Origin of the sequence: Faecalibaculum rodentium (genome assembly GCF_001564455.1) — a bacterium.
In the GTDB taxonomy this organism is placed as follows: domain Bacteria; phylum Bacillota_I; class Bacilli_A; order Erysipelotrichales; family Erysipelotrichaceae; genus Faecalibaculum; species Faecalibaculum rodentium.
This window is the reverse complement of sequence record NZ_CP011391.1, coordinates 312,886-330,771: the sequence shown is the minus strand read 5'-3', so window position 1 is coordinate 330,771 and position 17,886 is coordinate 312,886. Positions and strand designations below refer to the sequence as shown.

Annotated in this window: 16 protein-coding genes; 5 read left to right on the top strand and 11 right to left on the bottom strand. The window is 54.9% G+C overall.

What is annotated here, in order from left to right; genetic code table 11:
* Positions 1-32: 32 nt before the first annotated feature.
* Positions 33-293 (bottom strand): hypothetical protein, encoded by a 261-nt coding sequence (locus aalo17_RS01525; protein WP_067554664.1) that lies wholly within the window; start codon positions 291-293, stop codon positions 33-35.
* A 266-nt stretch (positions 294-559) separates the two neighbouring features.
* Between aalo17_RS01525 and aalo17_RS01520 the strand changes: the two genes are divergently transcribed.
* Positions 560-2,113 (top strand): nitrite/sulfite reductase, encoded by a 1,554-nt coding sequence (locus aalo17_RS01520; RefSeq protein ID WP_067554661.1) that lies wholly within the window; start codon positions 560-562, stop codon positions 2,111-2,113.
* A gap of 178 nt (positions 2,114-2,291) precedes the next feature.
* Here the strand turns inward: aalo17_RS01520 and aalo17_RS01515 are convergent, their stop codons facing one another.
* Positions 2,292-2,717 carry a DUF2871 domain-containing protein gene (locus aalo17_RS01515; RefSeq protein ID WP_067554658.1) on the bottom strand — a complete coding sequence of 142 codons (426 nt, stop codon included), beginning with the start codon at positions 2,715-2,717 and terminating at the stop codon, positions 2,292-2,294.
* Positions 2,718-2,866: 149 nt separating this feature from the next.
* Between aalo17_RS01515 and aalo17_RS01510 the strand changes: the two genes are divergently transcribed.
* From aalo17_RS01510 to aalo17_RS01500, 3 genes are read left to right on the top strand one after another with little or no spacing between them, the layout of a single operon-like run.
* A complete protein-coding gene (locus tag aalo17_RS01510) occupies positions 2,867-3,865 on the top strand; it encodes an ABC transporter substrate-binding protein (RefSeq protein ID WP_067560035.1) in 999 nt (332 codons plus the stop codon).
* Complete coding sequence (locus aalo17_RS01505) at positions 3,837-4,793, top strand: FecCD family ABC transporter permease (protein WP_067554655.1); 957 nt, start codon at positions 3,837-3,839, stop codon at positions 4,791-4,793. The genes aalo17_RS01510 and aalo17_RS01505 overlap by 29 nt, the downstream gene beginning before the upstream one ends.
* Positions 4,780-5,610, top strand: coding sequence for an ABC transporter ATP-binding protein (locus aalo17_RS01500; protein ID WP_067554652.1), 831 nt, complete (start codon positions 4,780-4,782; stop codon positions 5,608-5,610). Before aalo17_RS01505 ends, aalo17_RS01500 begins: the two co-directional genes overlap by 14 nt.
* A 341-nt stretch (positions 5,611-5,951) precedes the next feature.
* Here aalo17_RS01500 and aalo17_RS01495 read toward each other — a convergent pair whose 3' ends face one another.
* From aalo17_RS01495 to cobA, 4 genes are all read right to left on the bottom strand, one after another.
* Entirely contained in the window at positions 5,952-7,361 is a 1,410-nt protein-coding gene (locus aalo17_RS01495; RefSeq protein WP_067554649.1) for a 6-phospho-beta-glucosidase, read from the bottom strand.
* A 147-nt stretch (positions 7,362-7,508) separates the two neighbouring features.
* Positions 7,509-8,381 (bottom strand): MurR/RpiR family transcriptional regulator, encoded by an 873-nt coding sequence (locus aalo17_RS01490; RefSeq protein WP_067554646.1) that lies wholly within the window; start codon positions 8,379-8,381, stop codon positions 7,509-7,511.
* Between the two features lie 111 nt (positions 8,382-8,492).
* On the bottom strand, positions 8,493-9,383 hold the full coding sequence (locus aalo17_RS01485) for a YitT family protein (RefSeq protein WP_067554643.1): 891 nt from the start codon (positions 9,381-9,383) through the stop codon (positions 8,493-8,495).
* Positions 9,384-9,492: 109 nt separating this feature from the next.
* On the bottom strand, positions 9,493-10,995 hold the full coding sequence (gene cobA / locus aalo17_RS01480; RefSeq protein WP_067554640.1) for a uroporphyrinogen-III C-methyltransferase: 1,503 nt from the start codon (positions 10,993-10,995) through the stop codon (positions 9,493-9,495).
* A 247-nt stretch (positions 10,996-11,242) separates the two neighbouring features.
* On the opposite strand from cobA, the gene aalo17_RS01475 reads away from it, so the two are divergent.
* The gene (locus tag aalo17_RS01475) at positions 11,243-12,196 is read left to right on the top strand and encodes a type I phosphomannose isomerase catalytic subunit (protein ID WP_067554637.1); all 954 of its coding nucleotides are present in this window, start codon (positions 11,243-11,245) and stop codon (positions 12,194-12,196) included.
* A 114-nt stretch (positions 12,197-12,310) separates the two neighbouring features.
* On the opposite strand, the gene aalo17_RS01470 is transcribed toward aalo17_RS01475, so the two are convergent.
* From aalo17_RS01470 to aalo17_RS01445, 5 genes are all read right to left on the bottom strand, one after another.
* Entirely contained in the window at positions 12,311-12,823 is a 513-nt protein-coding gene (locus tag aalo17_RS01470; protein WP_145907420.1) for a hypothetical protein, read from the bottom strand.
* A 547-nt stretch (positions 12,824-13,370) separates the two neighbouring features.
* Positions 13,371-13,883 carry a hypothetical protein gene (locus aalo17_RS01460; protein WP_067554629.1) on the bottom strand — a complete coding sequence of 171 codons (513 nt, stop codon included), beginning with the start codon at positions 13,881-13,883 and terminating at the stop codon, positions 13,371-13,373.
* A complete protein-coding gene (locus aalo17_RS01455; RefSeq protein WP_145907417.1) occupies positions 13,880-14,215 on the bottom strand; it encodes a hypothetical protein in 336 nt (111 codons plus the stop codon). The genes aalo17_RS01460 and aalo17_RS01455 overlap by 4 nt, the downstream gene beginning before the upstream one ends.
* 452 nt (positions 14,216-14,667) lie before the next feature.
* Complete coding sequence (locus tag aalo17_RS01450; protein ID WP_067554623.1) at positions 14,668-16,905, bottom strand: glycoside hydrolase domain-containing protein; 2,238 nt, start codon at positions 16,903-16,905, stop codon at positions 14,668-14,670.
* A 124-nt stretch (positions 16,906-17,029) separates the two neighbouring features.
* Entirely contained in the window at positions 17,030-17,344 is a 315-nt protein-coding gene (locus aalo17_RS01445) for a hypothetical protein (RefSeq protein ID WP_145907414.1), read from the bottom strand.
* Positions 17,345-17,886 lie beyond the last annotated feature (542 nt).

Genomic DNA, 17,886 nt, shown 5'->3' with positions numbered 1-17,886 from the left:
AAATCCAGGTCCTGCGGTCTGCTTCATCCGGTTTACTTGATGCCGTGAATGATCTGTTCGTTTTCCTTGATCTTCTCTTCGTGACGCTCTGCATCGTTTTCCTTGCGGGCCATCACGCGCTCGTCATGCTTGATTTCTTCCTTGTGAATATCCTTCATGAACTTCGTCTTATCCTTGTCGATCTGTGCTTCGTGATCGGCAATGTCGCCGCGCTTGGCGTCGATCTTGTTTTCATCGTGACGCAGTTCCTTTTCGAGGATATTGTTCTCCATTTTTCTGAATTCGTCTGCCATGGTCAGATACCTCCTTGATGGTTTCAGTATAGTAAATGACCCCGGCAAACTCGACTGGGATGCTCCTGTTCCACCCTTCGCTTCCCATCCTGCTTCCGGCGGTTTGTGCCATCACTTTGTGCCGGATTCCGGACCGGATCCACAGCATCGGCATGAATCGCGGGACAAGAGCTGCGCTTACAGTCTCCGCCTGCAGCGTCGCTTTTCTCTGCAGCAGAGCCTGGTGCTAAAATGAGGATGTATGCCAGTTGGCAAGGAGGCTTTATATGGATGACAAATTCGCTCCGTTGAATCCCGCCGTGTTCCGGGACACGATTCCCCTCTTCAGGGAAAAAACTGAAGCGTTTCATGCCGGAGAGCTGTCCAAAAAGGACTACAAGGGTTTCTCCGGCAAATATGGCAGCTATGCCCAGCGTGACGGCCAGCACCACATGCTGCGGCTGCGGACCACAGCCGGCCGTCTGACGAAAGACAAGCTGAATTTTCTGATCCGCACCCTGGATGAACAGAAGGTGCCCCTGGTGCACTTCACCACCTGCCAGGCCGTGCAGCTGCATGACCTGGTGCCGGAACAGGTATATTCCATCATGGACAACGCCCTGGATGCGGACATTGTCTGCTATGGCGGCGGTGGAGACTATCCCCGCAACGTCATGTGTTCTCCCCTCGCCGGAGTGGACCCCCGGGAAGCCTTTGATGTGCTGCCCTGGGCAGAAGCCACGGCGCAGTTCCTCATGCACTTCATTGACGGACCGAAGATGCCCCGCAAACTCAAGGTCGCATTCTCCGGCAGCAATGCCAACGAACCCCACGCGACTTTCCGCGACCTGGGATTTGTGGCCCGTGAAGACGGGACCTTCGACGTCTATGCCGCCGGCGGGCTTGGCAATGTCCCCCGCCTCGGCGTGAAAGTGGCCGAACATGTAAATCCCCGTGACATTCCCTATTATGTCGTGGCCATGATCAATACCTTCCGCAAATACGGCAACTACGAAAACCGCTCCAAGGCGCGCACCCGGTTCATGGTTCAGACCCTGGGCAGCGAGGAAGCCTTCGCCAAAGCCTTTGCGGAAGAACTCGCAGCCATTCAGGACCAGGATCTGCGGTTCCCGGACGTGGCCGATGACGCCTCCCACAAAACCGGCGACGGATCGGTTCCCCGCCAGTCCTGGCAGGTGTTCCCCCAGAAACAGGAGGGTCTGTATGCCGTGCAGTGGCACGCTGTGGGCGGCAAGCCCGACCTGGATGTTCTGCACAAAGTCAACGACGCCATTCAGGAGATCCCTGCAGCCGAACTGCGTCTTGCACCGGACCAGGGCGCCTGGATCATCAACCTGACCGGCAGCGAAGCCGACCGGATCATGGACATCATTGCGGACGATGCGGCACAGAATGCCTTTGATGCCTCCGAGGCGTGCATCGGTGCATCCATCTGCCAGGTGGGTCTCCGGGATTCCCAGCAGATGCTGCGGGACATCCGCGAGGCTGTCAAGGATGCCGGTGTGGATCCCTGGCTGCCCCAGCTGCACATCTCCGGCTGTCCGTCTTCCTGCGCTTCTCACCAGGCGGGTGTGATCGGCCTGCGCGGCGGCATCAAGATGGTGGACAAAAAACCGGTGCCGGCTTTCCTGCTGTATGTCAACGGCTCGGATCTGCTGGACAACGAACGGCTCGGCACGGAGCTTGGGGCTGTGGCCATCAGCGACATCCCCACCTTCTTTGTGATGCTGGGTCAGACGGTGAAGGATACCGGACTGACCTGGGATCAGTGGGTGTCGCCGGAAAAACTGACGGAATTTGCCGCTGACTGGGTGAAGTAAGCTCTCTGCCTGGATAAAGACAGAAGCACGCGGCAGAAGCCGGAAGACAATATGTAAAACAAAGGGAAGACCCCGGACATGAGGTCTTCCCTTTTTTCCTGCAGATGGCTGGGCGATGGCTTCCTGCTCTGAATGCCCCGGCTTCATCATCCAGGACTGTCTGTCTTTACAGATGCCTTCAGGCTTCCGCTTTGCCCGCGGCTTTTTTCAGTGCGATAAACAGACAGAACAGGCCGATTCCCAGCAGCATGTGGCCGATTCCGGCGATACCGGAGATGGCGGCAGATGCCCCGGCGGAAAGCAAGGTCCCATTGACCTGGAATATGCCCCTGACAGCAAACAGGACCACCGTCACGACAAGACCGGCGTTGTAGAGAATATAGAACCAGCGGAAAGTCTTTTCAGACGGCAAAGCAGGAAGCACCCGGACAAACAGCGCCAGGATCAGAAACATTCCCATGCCCAGTGCCAGCAGATGCGGGTGCATGGCGCGCAGGGTGGTAAGTCCTTCAAATCCCATGAACTTTGTGAATTCACGGTAAAATACCCCGGCAACCAGTCCCAGGATCATGTACACAAAGGCAGTATTGATCATTTTCTTCATGATGTCTCTCCTTTCACCAGGACCAATGGCTGACCCGGCAGGCAACCATCACAATAGACCTTATGCGGTCAGGACACAAAGAAGAGGCATTTCGGGAGTCCGAATGCATGTCGGCGCGCCTTCAGCGAGGCTTTGATATAATTGTAACCATGAAACGCAAGACAATTCTTTCCACAGTTCTCGCAGCCGGACTGGCCCTGACCGGCTGCAGCCGGGTTTCGCAGGAGGCTGACAAGGCCGCAAAAGAGGCGGAAAATGCCGTCACAGAACCGGCAGAATCCATTTCCTTCACGGATGACGCCGGTCGGACCATCACTCTGGACAAACAGCCGGACCGCGTGGCGGCGCTCATTGGCAGTTTTGCGGATATCTGGTGCTCAGCCGGGGGATCTGACACGCTGGTGGCAGCGGCGGGCGACGCCTGGACATCATTTGACCTGGATCTGCCGGACTCCGTACAGGACCTGGGGGCGGTGAAATCCCCCAATACCGAGGTCCTGCTGGCGACTGAACCGGATTTCGTGCTGGCGAGCCTGAAAACCGAAGCCGACAAGGAGCTTGAGCCGGTGCTGGAGAACCAGGGGATCCCCGTGGCGTATTTCGAGGTCTCGGACTTCGATGACTACCTGCGGATGCTGGACATCTGCACGCAGCTGACGGGGGATGACGAAGCCTACCAGACCTGTGGACTGGACCAGCAGGCGCAGATCGACGCCGACATCCGACTGGCCGAAACGAAACCGGCCCGCACGGTACTGTACCTCCGGGCCAGTTCCAAATCCGTAAAAGCCAAGGGGTCGAAGGGGACCGTCCTGGGAGAAATGCTGGCATCGCTGCATACCGTCAATGTGGCGGACAGTCAGGAGTCCCTGCTGGAGAATCTCTCCATGGAAGGCATCATGGCGGCGGACCCCGAGGAGATCTTCATCGTGTACCAGGGAAAATCCGGGGATGACACCGCAGCCCGGGCACAGATGGAGAGCTGGCTCTCGGATCCCGCATGGCAGTCCCTGAAGGCTGTGCAGGAAGACCGCGTGCATGTCATGGATCCCTCTCTGTACAACCTGAAGCCCAATGCGCGCTGGGCACAGGCTTATGATGAACTCACGGAACTGCTGTATGGAGAGCCGGCAGCGAAGAAAGACTGAGCGCAGACTCTGGTGGCAGGCCGGACTGCTCATCATGCTCATGATCCTGGCCCTGGCCATCGGCTCCACATCGCAGCTGACCCTGCCTGTGTTCCTCCACGTCCGGCTCCCCCGCATGCTGGGATGCCTGCTCGCCGGCAGCGGTCTGGCAGTCGCAGGCATGATCCTGCAGACTGTCCTGGCCAACCCACTGGCAAGCCCCAACATCCTGGGCATTCAGTCCGGAGCCGGTCTCATGACAGTGCTTTCTGCCGCGCTGTTCCCCGCCGCATTCGGCCTGCGCATGCCCGCCTCCTTCCTGGGGGCGTTTCTGGCCTCGCTCTTCGTCATGCTGCTGGCGAAAAAGATCCGTGCAAGCCGGAGCACCATTGTTCTGGCAGGTCTGGCGGTTTCGCAGATCTTCTCGGCGTGCATTGACCTGATCCTGACTCTGGCACCGGATTCCCTGACCGGCTATACGGATTTCCGCATCGGCTCACTGGCCGGCATCACCCTCAACCGCCTCCTCTTCCCTGCCCTGTGCATCGTCGGCGCCATTGTCTTCACGCTGCTCTGCGCCCGGCAGCTGGAGCTCATGCAGCTCGGACAGCACGATGCCCAGTGCGCCGGACTGGATGTGAACCGCTGGATGCTGGGGTTCCTTGCCCTGGCCTCCCTGCTGGCCGGTTCGGTGATTTCCTTTACCGGCATGATCGGGTTTGTTGGTCTGATCGTTCCCCATATGGTCCGCCGTCTGTCCCCCGGCCCGCTGATGAAACAGCTGGTGTCCTGCCTGCTGCTGGGACCGGCGTTTCTCCTTCTGGCGGACCTTCTGGCAAGAACTGTGGCGGCTCCCTACGAGATTCCTGCCGGGATCCTGCTGACCCTCGCAGGCGGCCCTTACTTCCTGTGTCTGCTCTTGAAGGGAAAAGGACATGGACATGATTGAGCTGCACCACGTGACAGCAGGGTATAGTGACAAACCGGTACTCCATGACATCACCGCCGCCTTCCAGTCGGGGGAACTCACGGTGATCATTGGCCCCAACGGCTCCGGCAAGTCCACCCTCGCCGCCTTGTGCATGGGACTGGTGAGGCCAATGGAGGGAAAGGTGCGGTGGAATGGCCGGGACCTGCAGTCGATTCCCGTGAAAGAGCGCGCTGTCACTGCCGGACTGCTGTCCCAGGAACACCCGGTTCCATCCCTGAGTGTACGGCGTCTGGTCATGCATGGGCGGTTTTCGCAGGTTCCCTGGCCGCGAACCTATGCCGATGATGACAAAGTCCTGGCCGACCGGGCTCTGGAGCGGGCGGGAATCATGGATCTGGCAGACTGCTCCGTTGCCGAACTGTCCGGCGGACAGCGGCAGAAAGCCTATCTGGCGATGCTGCTCAACCAGGACCCGGAGATGATGTTCTTCGATGAACCTGCCACCTTTCTGGACCTGCCCAGTCAGAAGCACCTGGAGATGACCATGCGGTCCCTTGCCAGGGAAGGCCATGGAGTCATTGCCGTGGTGCATGACCTGAATACGGCGCTGAAGCTGGCGGACCGGATCCTGGTGATGGAAAAAGGGCAGATCCGGTTTGGCGGCACGCCGGAGCAGCTGCTGGCATCAGCCATTCCGCAGGAGATCTTCGGTGCGCGGATCGTGCCGGTGATGGTGGAAGGCAGCACGGAATACATCGTGAAGGAAGCATCCGGCCATTCCGGCCATTCAGACAGGCCGCAGAGCGGTCTGTCTGAAACGCCGGACGTTCTTTGAGAAAACCGCTGAACGCAGGTCAGATGTGAGGATGCACCGGAGTTTCGCTGATGCAGTGGACTGAAACTGAGAGACCGCAAAGAAACACGATGATACCGCAAAAAGCCGAAAAAAACTGGAGACAGTCTGGAGCCAGCCGGTACAGCGATTTGTCTGAAAGAACCCATATATTTAACGACACATTTGATTATTTGAGAAAAACGTGGCAGTCTGCCACGTTTTTCCGATTTTGGCAATCTTCAGGCCGCTGAAGCATCACAGAACTTCAGACAGTCCTGACAGCAAGTCTCCTCTTCTTCCCTTTTCCCGGCCGTCTCTTTGGCCATGCCAGAACCCGAATCTCACTGTCCTTCTTCCATCAGTCGGCGCACGCGCTCGTCCTTCACCGTCACGCCGTCCTGTTTCAGCTGCTCAATCACCGGTGCAAACTGCGGCAGATACCGCTCATGGGCCACAAGAAGCTCATTCATGACCTGCCTGGCGGTCTCTCCCGCCGTAATCAGCGGATTCAGCGTGAAGGCCTCCAGCAGCGCTCCGACATTTCCGGTCACCGCGGCTTCTTCCACACACTGCTCCATGGCTTTCATCACCTGCAGCAGGCCGCGCTCTCCTGCCGGCAATGCCCCGAAGGGGATGACCTTCGGTCCGTCTTTGCCCACCAGGGTGGATACCTCCACCGCCACATCCTCCGGGAGGTCGGGAATGGCACCATTGTTTCGGGTGGTCAGCACAATGTGGGTGTTCTTGTCCGCATACAGGGAGGCAATGGTTTCACAGGCTGCATCGGAATAATGCGCTCCTCCGCGCCTGGCCAGCTGCTCCGGCTTGTGGTCCAGGTTCGGGTCTTTGTACAGTTCAAACAGCTCGTCCTCAGTCTGCTTCACCTGCTCCGCCCGGGTGCCTGCCTGCGATTGGGCTTCTTCCAGCATGTGCTCCAGCATTTCCTGCTGGCGGTAGTAATACCGGTGATAGCCGCAGGGGATCATGTCCATGAGATCCAGCTGTTCGCGGTAAAACGGCACATCGAAGATGTTGGCCGGGGTGCCGGGTGTCCTGCCCAGGCGGTCAAAGGCCTCGATCAGGTCCCGGGTCACTTCTCTGCCCGTCTCATCCCAGACGCGATGCCAGTGGAAGTGGTTCAGGCCCGCAAAGCGGTACGTGAGATCCTCCGGGGTTTTGCCAATGGCTTCCGGTTCGCTCATCATCGCAATGACCGGGACATTGCACAGACCCGCCACTTTGTCCCAGTGGCCGTATTTCATGACGGCTTCCGTCACCATGCCGCTGGGGTTGGTGAAGTTCACCAGCCATGCATCGGGACACAGTTCCTTCATATCCTCCACGATGTCCAGGATCACCGGAATCGTGCGCAGTGCCTTGAAGATCCCGCCGGCTCCATTGGTCTCCTGACCGGCCATGCCATAGGAAAGGGGGATCCGCTCGTCCTTGATCCGGGCCGCAAGCAGTCCCACCCGGAACTGCGTGGTGACAAAATCCGCGTCCTTCAGCGCTTCACGTCTGTCAAGAGTCAGATGCACCTGCACATCATGACCCGAGGCGTTCCACATCCGCCTGGCCATTTCTCCCACGATCTCCAGCTTCTCTTTTCCTTCCTCGATGTCCACCAGCCAGATTTCCCGGACAGGCACCTGATCATACCGGTTGATGAGTCCTTCCATGAGCTCCGGGGTATAGGAGCTGCCGCCGCCAATGGTCACGATTTTCACGCCGTCTGTCTGTTTCACAGTCATCCCTGCCTTTCTCTCTGTTCCTGGCCCCATTGTGTCAGAAACGCAAAAAAGTATCAGCAATCCAGAGTATGCTGACACTTTTTGCCGATGATTTCAGCAGTTTATGAAACGTTCTGCGACTTTTTCGGTCCCGACGGCAAACAAAGCTCAATAAGTGCCTTTGTAATCGGAAACCCCCGACTTAATCAGCTGCCCGCCCCGTGCCATTCTGTCACCCTGCCCGGTTCCCTGCAGGCGGTTCAGCAGCGAACCATACAGAATGTCCAGCAGAAAGTGGACCTCCATGTCGCTGGCAAACTGCGCCATACGCCCCAGGCGGGATTCCCTGCCGCACAGTCTGAGCCGGGCATGGATGCGGTCGTGGAACCGGTCGTCATCGCTCCCGGTAATGAGGATCAGCTTCGCTCCCTGCCTCGCCGCTTTGTCGATCAGCTCCGCCAGGGGGTGGTAGGTGCCGGAATAGGAAATGAACACCACCGCATCCCGGCTCCTGGCATTGCAGCAGAGGAAATCCTGGGTCTGGACGGACGTCGCTGCCTGGATCCGTTTGCCGATGGAAAGCAGCTTGTCGCTGAAATTGGCCGCCATGGACAGGTTGTGATACGCCGTCACCACGTAGGTGCAGTCTGCCTTTTCCAGGATACGCAGCGCTGCCTCCAGCTGGTCATGGTCCAGAACCTCCAGCATTTCCTGCAGGGTATCCTGGTAAAGCCGCGCAAGGCGGGCCGCGATCTGTCCGCTGTCATCCTCCGGCGAAAACGGCAGATTCACGTCCACCGAATGACCGGGATCCTGACACAGCCGCAGCCACTGCCCGAGTTCCACCTTCAGTTCCTTCCAGCCGGAAAGACCGAGGGCATGCATCAGCCGGATCACCGTGGAGCGGGACACATGCACTGCAGCGGCGAAGTCCTGCAGTTTCATCTCCATGACCGCTTCCCCATGGTCCAGGATATACCCGGCAATCTGTGCTTCAGCCGGTGTCAGTACGGCCGCCCGGATCCTCGTCTTCAGGTTCATGTCCGTTCCTTTCCGTCGTACCAGCCGGTTTCGCCAGACCAGTGACTGCCCAGTGACCCGGCAAGCCATATCCTGCCAGCCGGCACAGCCATCATCGGCATCATTGGCACCTTATTCATCCAGCAGAATGTCCTGGGCCTTGATCTTTTTCCAGCCCGTAAAGCCAAGTCCGCGCACTTCCTGCACATTGGAGACCACCATGAACGCCCCGGGATCCAGGTCGGAGACACGCTGGCGCAGTGCGGGAAGTTCCTTGCGTTCGAATACCGACAGGATCACATCCGTTTCCCGCCCCGCATGGGCGGTTTTTCCATGCAGCAGCGTGGCGCCTTTGTCCAGGTCCTGTTCCAGCAGCTGCCGCACTTCTTCTGATTTCGCTGTCACGATCAGCACCTGCACCGCGGATGTGCCGATGGTCAGGATCTGATTCATGACCAGGTACGTGCAGGCAATGAGGATCAGGCCATGGAGGAGCGCTGTCAGCGGAGAAAAGGAAGACTGAATGGCCAGGAAGGCAATGTCGGCGAGCCACATCGTCACGGTGAGGTTCCAGCCGAGTTTCCGGTGGAGAATGATGGGCGGAATATCCAGGCCCCCGGAACTGGCACCGGACTGAATGATCAGCCCCAGACCCGCTCCCATGAGACAGCCGCCGGCAACCGCAGCCACCAGGGGATCGGCGGTCACCTGGGAAGTGGTGAGAAATCCCGTCAGCTGCACAAACAGCGGATAGCCAATGGTGGAAATCAGGGTGGTCAGCGCAAACTTCATCCCCAGAAACAGCAGGCCGAGAAAGAAGCAGCTCCAGCTGACAATGGTGGTGGCAAGAGAGAAGCTGATGGCGGGCAGGTAGTGGGAAATGATCAGCGCCAGACCGGTGCTGCCGCCGGCGGTCATGCTGAAGGACCGGATGAAGACATTGACGGCCACTGCCAGCAGCAGGTTGCCGGCCAGGGTCCGGAGCGTGTTGATGGCCTGCTTCATAATCAGGTTGCGGTTCATGTGTCTTTCCTTCCTTTCTCTTTCCCTTCTGTCTTTTCCTCTTTCTGTTTCCGGCTTTTCTGCCGATGCGCTTCCTGCTCCTTTCCGGACCAGGAAGCCGTGCCGGGGCTTATCTGGCAGATCCAGGCTCCGGAACAGCTGATTCTGCCTGGCTCAGACCGATGATCGTTTCCGCGAGCCCCGCTGCACTGATTTCATCTGCCAGCAGGACAGACGCTTCCGGGTGATCCTGATGCACCTGGGAAGCCGTGATATCGGAGATGCACAGCACCGGACAGGGAACCGGTTCCTTCCAGGCCCTGACGGCGCTGCGGGAAGCGAAAGCCATCAGATCCGGTCCGGGGAGCCGCTTCAGGTCCCGGCTGCTGTAGCGGATTTCGTAAAGATCCTTCCGCATCACCCGGAAGTCCGTTTCCAGGGCCGTCTCCATCTCATGGTCGGCTTCGCGCGCCCGCAGCAGCAGGATCCGGCTGCCGGGTTCTGCTGCTCTTTTCAGCTCCCGGACCAGTTCCGGCGTTTCGGCAGTTTCCGGCACCAGGTCCGGGTAGAGTCCCGCTTCTTCCAGCACCTCGGCTGTGGCTTTGCCCACCACCGCGATCTTCGGCAGTTTCCGCAGATCCAGTTTCTGTTTCTTCAGGTCCTCCAGGAAAAATCCGGCGCCCCGACGGCTGGTCAGGACGATCCAGTCAGTCTCCAGATCCCGGGGTTTTGCAGACTCCACTCTTTCATGGGCAGCCTCCAGTACCGGAATCAGCCGGATCGTGTCAGGCAGCCGCCTGCGCACCCGGGCTGTCAGGTCATCGGTGAACGTGGTCCAGACTGTAAACCGCTGCGGCTTTTCTTTTTCCGCCATGTCCTGCGGCAGCCGGGCTTCCTTCACCACATCCCCGATCAGGATGATTGCCGGCGGCTGCAAAGCCGCCGCTTTTCCCGTGATTTCACTCAGTTCTCCCCTGACCATCTCCGAATGGCTGATTTCCGCAGAGGAAATCACCGCTGTCGGTGTCCGGGGATCCTTTCCGGCCCGGATCAGTTCCTCCACGATTTCCGGAAGCCTGGAAAGGCCCATGAGGATCACCAGGGTGCCGGGCTGATGCGCTACCCACCCTGCATCAGCACCGAAGGGCTTTCCCTGACTTTTCCGGGAAGCCGTGATCACCGTGAAGGAAGAGGCGTGGATCCGGTCCGTGACGGGGATGTCAAAACGTTCCGGCACCGCAATGGCACTGGTGATCCCCGGTGCGCTCTGGCAACAGATACCCGCTTCCCGGACAGCCCGCATTTCTTCCCGTCCGCGTCCGAACACAAAGGGATCGCCGCCTTTCAGACGGAGAACCAGCGCATGGGTCTGGGCCAGGGAAATGAGGAGCTCGTTGATTTCCTCCTGTGTCATGCTGTGAAGGCCTTTGCGTTTTCCCGCGTAGATCCACTCTGCATCCGTATCGATATCCAGGATGTCCTGCGAAATCAAGTCGTCATAGACGATCACGTCTGCCCGTCTGATCAGGTCCAGCACCTGCAGGGTCAGCAGTTCCCTGCCGCCGCATCCGGCTCCTGCCAGAATCACCGTTCCCGGCTCCTGTCTGATTTCTGTGACTGTGTCCTGTTTCATATCCAAGCCTCCCGGGCAGCTGAAACCATGCCCTGTACAGCTGTCATTCTAGCAGAGAGACCAGCTGTGGTCCGTCCCGAAACTGCCGCAAGGGATGGCGTGTGTTTTGCCGCAGCCAGATGAAAGCCGGCAGAGGCGGATGGCAATGGCCTATCCTGGAGCCTGCTCTCTGAAAATGTCATAACATTTTAGGTGAATGCGCTTTTTGAATGCTGTATCGTAAGAGTCAGAGAGGAAGGAAGCGGATATGAAGAAAGAGATTGTGCACATCAGCCCGTATTATGAACCGAGGATGTGGGGTGGCGGAACCCGGCTGGAAACGGAGTTTCATTACCATACCGATGTAAAGCCCCTGGGAGAAGTCTACAATGTGGTGGCGCTGCCAGGACATGCAGACTGTGAAATACAGCAGCTGAAGATGACGCTGTCAGAGCTGTATACGGCTGCCCCGGACTGGTTTGACTGCGATACAAAGGAACTGCCCATTCGGGTCAACATCCTGGATCCCATGGACGATCTGTCCATTCAGCTGCATCCGGACGATGCCTTTGCCCGGACCTGGAACGGCGGCAGAGGAAAGCCGGAGGCCTGGGTGATTCTGGATGCACCGGAAGACGGGCAGATCCAGTTCGGGCATTACGCAAAGAACAGGGATGAATTTGTCCGGATGACGGAGAACCGGGAATGGGAGAAACTGCTGCGGTATCTGCATACACCGGTTGGCGGGTTCATTGACATTCCGGCGGGCACCCTCCATGCCATTGGCAAAGGCGTACTGACCTACAACATTTCCCGGAACGCAGATCTGACCCTTCGGCTGTACGACTATGACAGGATCGACCCGAATACCGGCACCACAAGACCGATCCAGCCGGAGGCCGTCTATGACAACGTGAATCTGCCGGACAGACTGATCGAGTTTGAGATGCTGCCCTCTTCTCTGGAACAGGGCCTGAAGGCCACCCGGTACTGGGATGAGCCGGGTCTGTATACCCTGATCCGGCTGGAGTGCGAAGACCGCGGAACCTTCATCCATGACCGGTTCTGTTTCCTGACAGCGGCAAAAGGAGAAGGGACTGTGAATGGTATTCCGGTCCGCCAGGGAGAGACTATTCTGGTCCCGGCAGGGATGGGTGCGCTTCAGATCTGCGGGAACCTGGATCTGTTTCTGGCCTCCTATCGGAACCGTGAGCAGAACTGAGAAGGTTTTTCTGTGAGAGAACCGATGCGGTCCATTCAGATTGCAGAAGGCACTGAAAAGAGCGGATCTCCCCTGTCATGACGCAGGGACATCCGCTCTGTTTTCTGTTTGTCATCAGATTTCCGAAACATTGCCGGCTTTCATCAGCTCAACGAGGTCTCTCCATTCCTCCAGCGTATGGCCGTCCATATCCAGCGCCACCAGCACCACTGCCCATTTATACGGTGTCAGAAACAGCGTCGAGCCAATCAGCCGATAGCTCTTGATCTCATCCCAGGAGACTTCCGGAAGATATACCACAGAACGGTCCGGCGACGAAAAATACAAGCCGGTCTCATCCACCGTGCAGAACACGTCAGTGGTCTTTGAGGCATTGGGATAATGTGGTGGATACCCAAAACCGAGAACCCTTCTGGCCCACAGCTGCAGACCCCCGCATATGGCTCCAAGGATGGCAACCCCAATCAGACTGTACCTCACTGTATCCGACACAGGCTGACAGGCCAGATACAGGGAATAGCCCACACAGAATACAGGCAATCCCAATGTTCTCCATATAGGAGACACCGTTGCCACCCGAAATTCTTTGGACACGTTCTCTGGAAAACAGCATTTAAACGTGATCATGATCACCCTTCTTTCTGTCCTTTGTGTTCTGATTCAGCAACTGTATCAGTTCTGTATAAACCGTTTCTTTATTCTGTTGACTGGCATCAGGCCGTAGAAGAAATGCAAACCCCTTGTCATGACCGAGGACCAGTCCGGAAAACGTCTGAAGTGATCTGTATGGTCCAGCTTCCAGAGTTATCAGAATTCCCTTTCGTTTTCTGGACCACTTCCTGACCTGTTTCCAACCAATGACAGTATCTGTACCGGTAAATTCAATGCCGGCAGCGGATGCGGTAAAGAAACCAGGTGTTTCCTTGGACAGGTTTCGGTAGCCTCGAATCAACTGAACGGTGCAAACCAGCAGCGCAATCAGGGAAGCCGATCCCATCACCGGTTCTCCCCCCACCAAAAGTGAACTCAGAATTATCAGCAACAACAAAAGCGGAGGGATGAACAGAACGATATACCCCGCAATCAGGAAACGGAAAAAAACCGATAAGGCCTGGCGTGCCCTTTGATCACTATTTCATTTTCCATTTCCATTCTCCTCAATCACCGTCGGAACTCATACTTTCACAAGGGAACTGGCTTTCAGCAAGTCTGTCAGGGATCTCATTTCCTGCAGAGAGATCCCACGAAGATCCAGCACGATCATGACCGGACCTCCTCCTGCGGGACTCAGATACAGGTCATACCCTTCAATCTGGTACAGCGGGACTTCACTCCAGTCCACATTGGGGATATAAATCACACCTGGATCCTCAGATTCAAAAGCAAGTCCTGTTTCACTCAGATTGCAGAAGACCTCTGCGGTCTTAGAGGCGTTGGGAAAACATACCTTATGTCCCAGACCCGCATACAGGACAGTCACCAGGCTCACCAGAGCCAGGAGAACAAGAACCAAAACAATACCAACGGTCCAGAACCACTGGGTCTGGTCCATTGGAGAAACAAGAGAAGCTGCAGTCACAATACCAGCTATGACCAGGGGGAAAACCCAGGCAAATCTGGCCTTCTGCAGAAATTTCAGCCGCAGACCTCCAGGTACATGTTCAGGAAACAGACATTTGAGTTTCATTGTTTCTCTCCTTCACGGTACGGTCCAAAAGAACGAAACAGCTGGATCAGGACCTGTCTGTCCTGATGAGAGTCTGGTGTCAACCTGCAGGAAATCCCGTTTTCATGGACCAGGACTCTGGTCTCCAGCGTATCGGGCAGGTCAAAGGGCGAGAAGTCAAGCGTGGCAACTACGCCTTCTTTTTCCCCTGCCCAACTCCGGATTTGGTTCCAGTTTACTGTCAAATCCGAGTCAGGAAAGGCAATGCCTGCCTCAGAAGCTGCAAAGGGACAGGAATCCGGACGGACTCTCAGCTGCGCCAGGTCCTTTTTCCGGGGTCTGTACACCGCCACGTATAGGAGAAGAACAACCACAGAGAGAAACGACAATCCAGAAACGAATAGCCAAAGTGAAGCACAGACACCGCACAACAATGGCATAAACAGGGAAACAGGCATCACGGCTTTCCAGAAAACAGACATTCTTCTGTATTGAGTTGCCGTGCCAGTGACAGAAGACTGATTTTTCATATATTTCCTTTCTATATTGGGAAATCAAGAATGATGGCATAGTGCATACAAAAATAGCTGTCGTAGTATATAAGGCAATACAAAAGAAAATCCGGCTAACTACTAAACCGGATTTCTTCTCCGTAAGATATTTATACCATTTTTAGTACTAATAGGAAGCAAATTCTGAAGTCTGTCTCAATTCACAGATTCCACTTCTCTCAGCAATATGATACTGATTACTTGAATGACCCAGACTGATTCCTTTTATTATCTTGTTATTATCTTGCAGACTATCATTCTTTCTTTCGACTTCCCTGCAGAATGAGTCTTCCAAAAGACAGAGTCTCAACGATTTTCACCAGAACAATTTTTGCTTGTTCAATCAATATGGGATTTGTAATTGGAAGTAAAACAACAAACGCCATTGCTGCTACTGTATATTTCTGCTTTTCACTTTCTCTAACCCATTCATAGGCATTTGAATCTGTGAACTTAATATTCATACTTAGCACAATACCGATACTTCCCGCTACTCCTTCTACTGACTGCAGATCGTCTGTACCAATGGAAATATCAAAAGTTGCTGAACCGTCGGAATTAATCGTATAGGTGTATTTCATTGCACCGCTCCGAATTGCATAGCTGATATTTTTCAGCATTGCTGATAAATCTATACTAATCGAGTTACTGTCGCATACATTTTGAATCTCAGCCAATGTGGTTGTGAGATCGATATCAAGTTTCCCGTCCAGAGTATTTACAGAAATAACACCACTATCATCTTCTCCAAATGGAACTGTGACGGTTTCTTTTATGCTCGGGTAGATGATTAATCCTCCAGAGGATACTGGTGGCAGAACCTGTTCACCCACTTCAAATTCAAAGTCGATCCGCTTTCTGGCTGTAAAACCAAGCGCAGACAATACTCGACGTGTAAACTTGCTTCGGGCTTCCTGCAGCATTTCCGCAGTGGTCACAGATCCGCCCACATCATTCTTTCGCGCTCCTCCATCACGACCGGATACTGCCACTTTATCAAGGGGAAAAGCGGGAGAAGGCCCAAACGTGAATTGATCAAACTGATCAAAAGCCCAGTTGGAGGGAATCGGGAATCCGAGATTTCCAGAGAATCCGGTGGACATATCCGCAACGAATGAATACTCCGCCAGACCTTCTGCTGAAATCTGCCTGCAGACTTCACGGGGTCCATATATACCGATTTTGTAGTTTTTGGGATTGAACGCGGCTTGTCTGAAGGCATTCGCGATCTGTCTGAAATATGGAATGATCAGTGACTCGGTCTGATAACTCATGCAGTCGAAATCCACCGCGAAATAGATCACTGTTTCTTCCGGAAATCCCAGGACAGATGCAGTCCGCAGCGCTGTCACCGCATCATAGGATCCGCGTCCACTGATTTTGAAATAGTCAGCATAATACCCGCCATTCTGATAGATGGGAAAAACCGACAGTCCTGCATCCTGAATATTCCTGATTTCTTCGGGTGTGAGGGATTTCGGGCGTTCTGCCGCACCCACGCCAACTGTTCCAGTCAGATAGCGTCCAATTACGTTGTATCCGGCTGCTTTCAGGTTGTCACACATCTGTCTGGACAGGATCTGTGAAGTATCTCCGCCTGTGCAGGGACGGTTGGGATTGCCTCTGCTGGTCAGCAGAGACATCATTGTAGTCAGATGAATTTGTCCTGAAATCACCCCATCCAGTCCTGTCAGTCCGTACTCTTTCTGGAAGTTTGCAACGTTGAGCCGCATTCCACTGGTAAAGGTACCGGAGAATTCAGTCTGGCTAAATCCGTAAAAGTACAGCGCATATTTTGCAATCTTCACCAGTGCCGGTTCTGAGCATCCTTCGTAAAGAGGATGCTGAGAGAATGCCGACTGAGTGGCAGGCCCGAAGACCACAGAAGTGAGGTCCGGGATCCATGTCTGTAGATTCAGTGCACCCTGCAGGCATCCAATGAGAGACAGAGCTGTATTCCGGCTCATGACGCCTTCACATGGCTGGACACCAATGACTGAGGACCAGTCCGCATTGATGCTTCGCTGAATTACACGAAGCGTTGGATCTCCTCCTGGAACAAGCTGAAACCAGCCCATGGAGAAAAGTCCCTGCCAGACTTTCCAGTCAATCACACCGCTGGTTTTGAACCCGGCATCTTCCTGATACTGTTTGACGGCATTTACACCATTTGTGTAATAAATGCCTGTGATTCCTCCTGCGTGATACCCTTTGCAGAACAGCGCGCATTGAATCAGTTTCACATCGCTGGAAGGTTCGTCTGAAGGATCCATTTTTTCAATGTCATTCAGAGAACGCATGATATTCACTGTATAGGGTCCAAGATATCCCGTAACGCTGGGAACTCCATGCTCGATCTGAAACGCCCTGACCAGGCCTTCCATCATCAATCCACCCGTCATACCGTTTTCGTCCAGATGAACCCAGTTGCTGTTGTGTCCATACGTTTCATTCAGATACTTCTGTGCTTCCAGTACAAAGCTGTCTGCCATAAAATAATCACCATTCTTTCTGTTCAGACAATATGACCGGTCGTTGTCTGCATATTCAGAATAACGAAATATTCAGGCACATATGTGCTATATATCCGAATTAAATCCTTATAAATAGCTTATATCAGATGCTTCTGACATTCTCAGCTATTCGGTTCACGGTGTGGTCAATAAGCCGTTTTGCAGAGCTGTGGTTCTCATATCCCAGTTCGGCTGCAATCTCTGCCAATGACTTCCGCTTAAAGTAACGGAGCTCAATTGCTTCTTTCTCCAGTGAATCCAGACGGATGGCCCACTGAGCATAAAACTGAATGATCAGTCTGGAGATTGTTTTCAGCTCTGATTCCTCCGGCAAATTCTCATCACGAATCATGAGCAGTGCAAACGGATAGGCAGATAATACTGATTCAACAAAAGATGGAGTAACATGCATGGTCATCACCTCTTTGGAGTATTACTAAACCCAGTCTCAATTTTACTTATATTTTGTTTATCTGTCCATCAATTGGTAATCATATTGTTATCTTGCCATCTTGCGTTCTGTTTCTCATCAGACTGAACATCGTATCCGGGGTACTGTTTGATTGGGATGATGAATCAACCGCCATATAGGGGATACATTTTGGCAAATACCATGGGAAACCACCGGGAAAGGTTGCCCCGGCAGTATGCAAACGCACTCCAACTGGCGGCAGATTTCACCAAAAGTTGGAGTCCATTCCAACTTCGACAGAGAGAGATCAGCGACCATACAGCTGCCTGTCTCCCTGCCTGATATTCATGGCGGCTGCATCCTTCATCACGACAAAAGCCGCAGGACCTATGCGCAATACTGCGTAACGTCCTGCGGCTTTTACATATCCGGTCACCTGTTACGGCTGTCCCCCTGTTCCACCTGTACTGTCCGGACAGATGGTCTGATCTGAGCTCCTGTGCCTGTCCGCTGCTGTAGACAGATTCGGAATGCCGCTAAAGCTGACT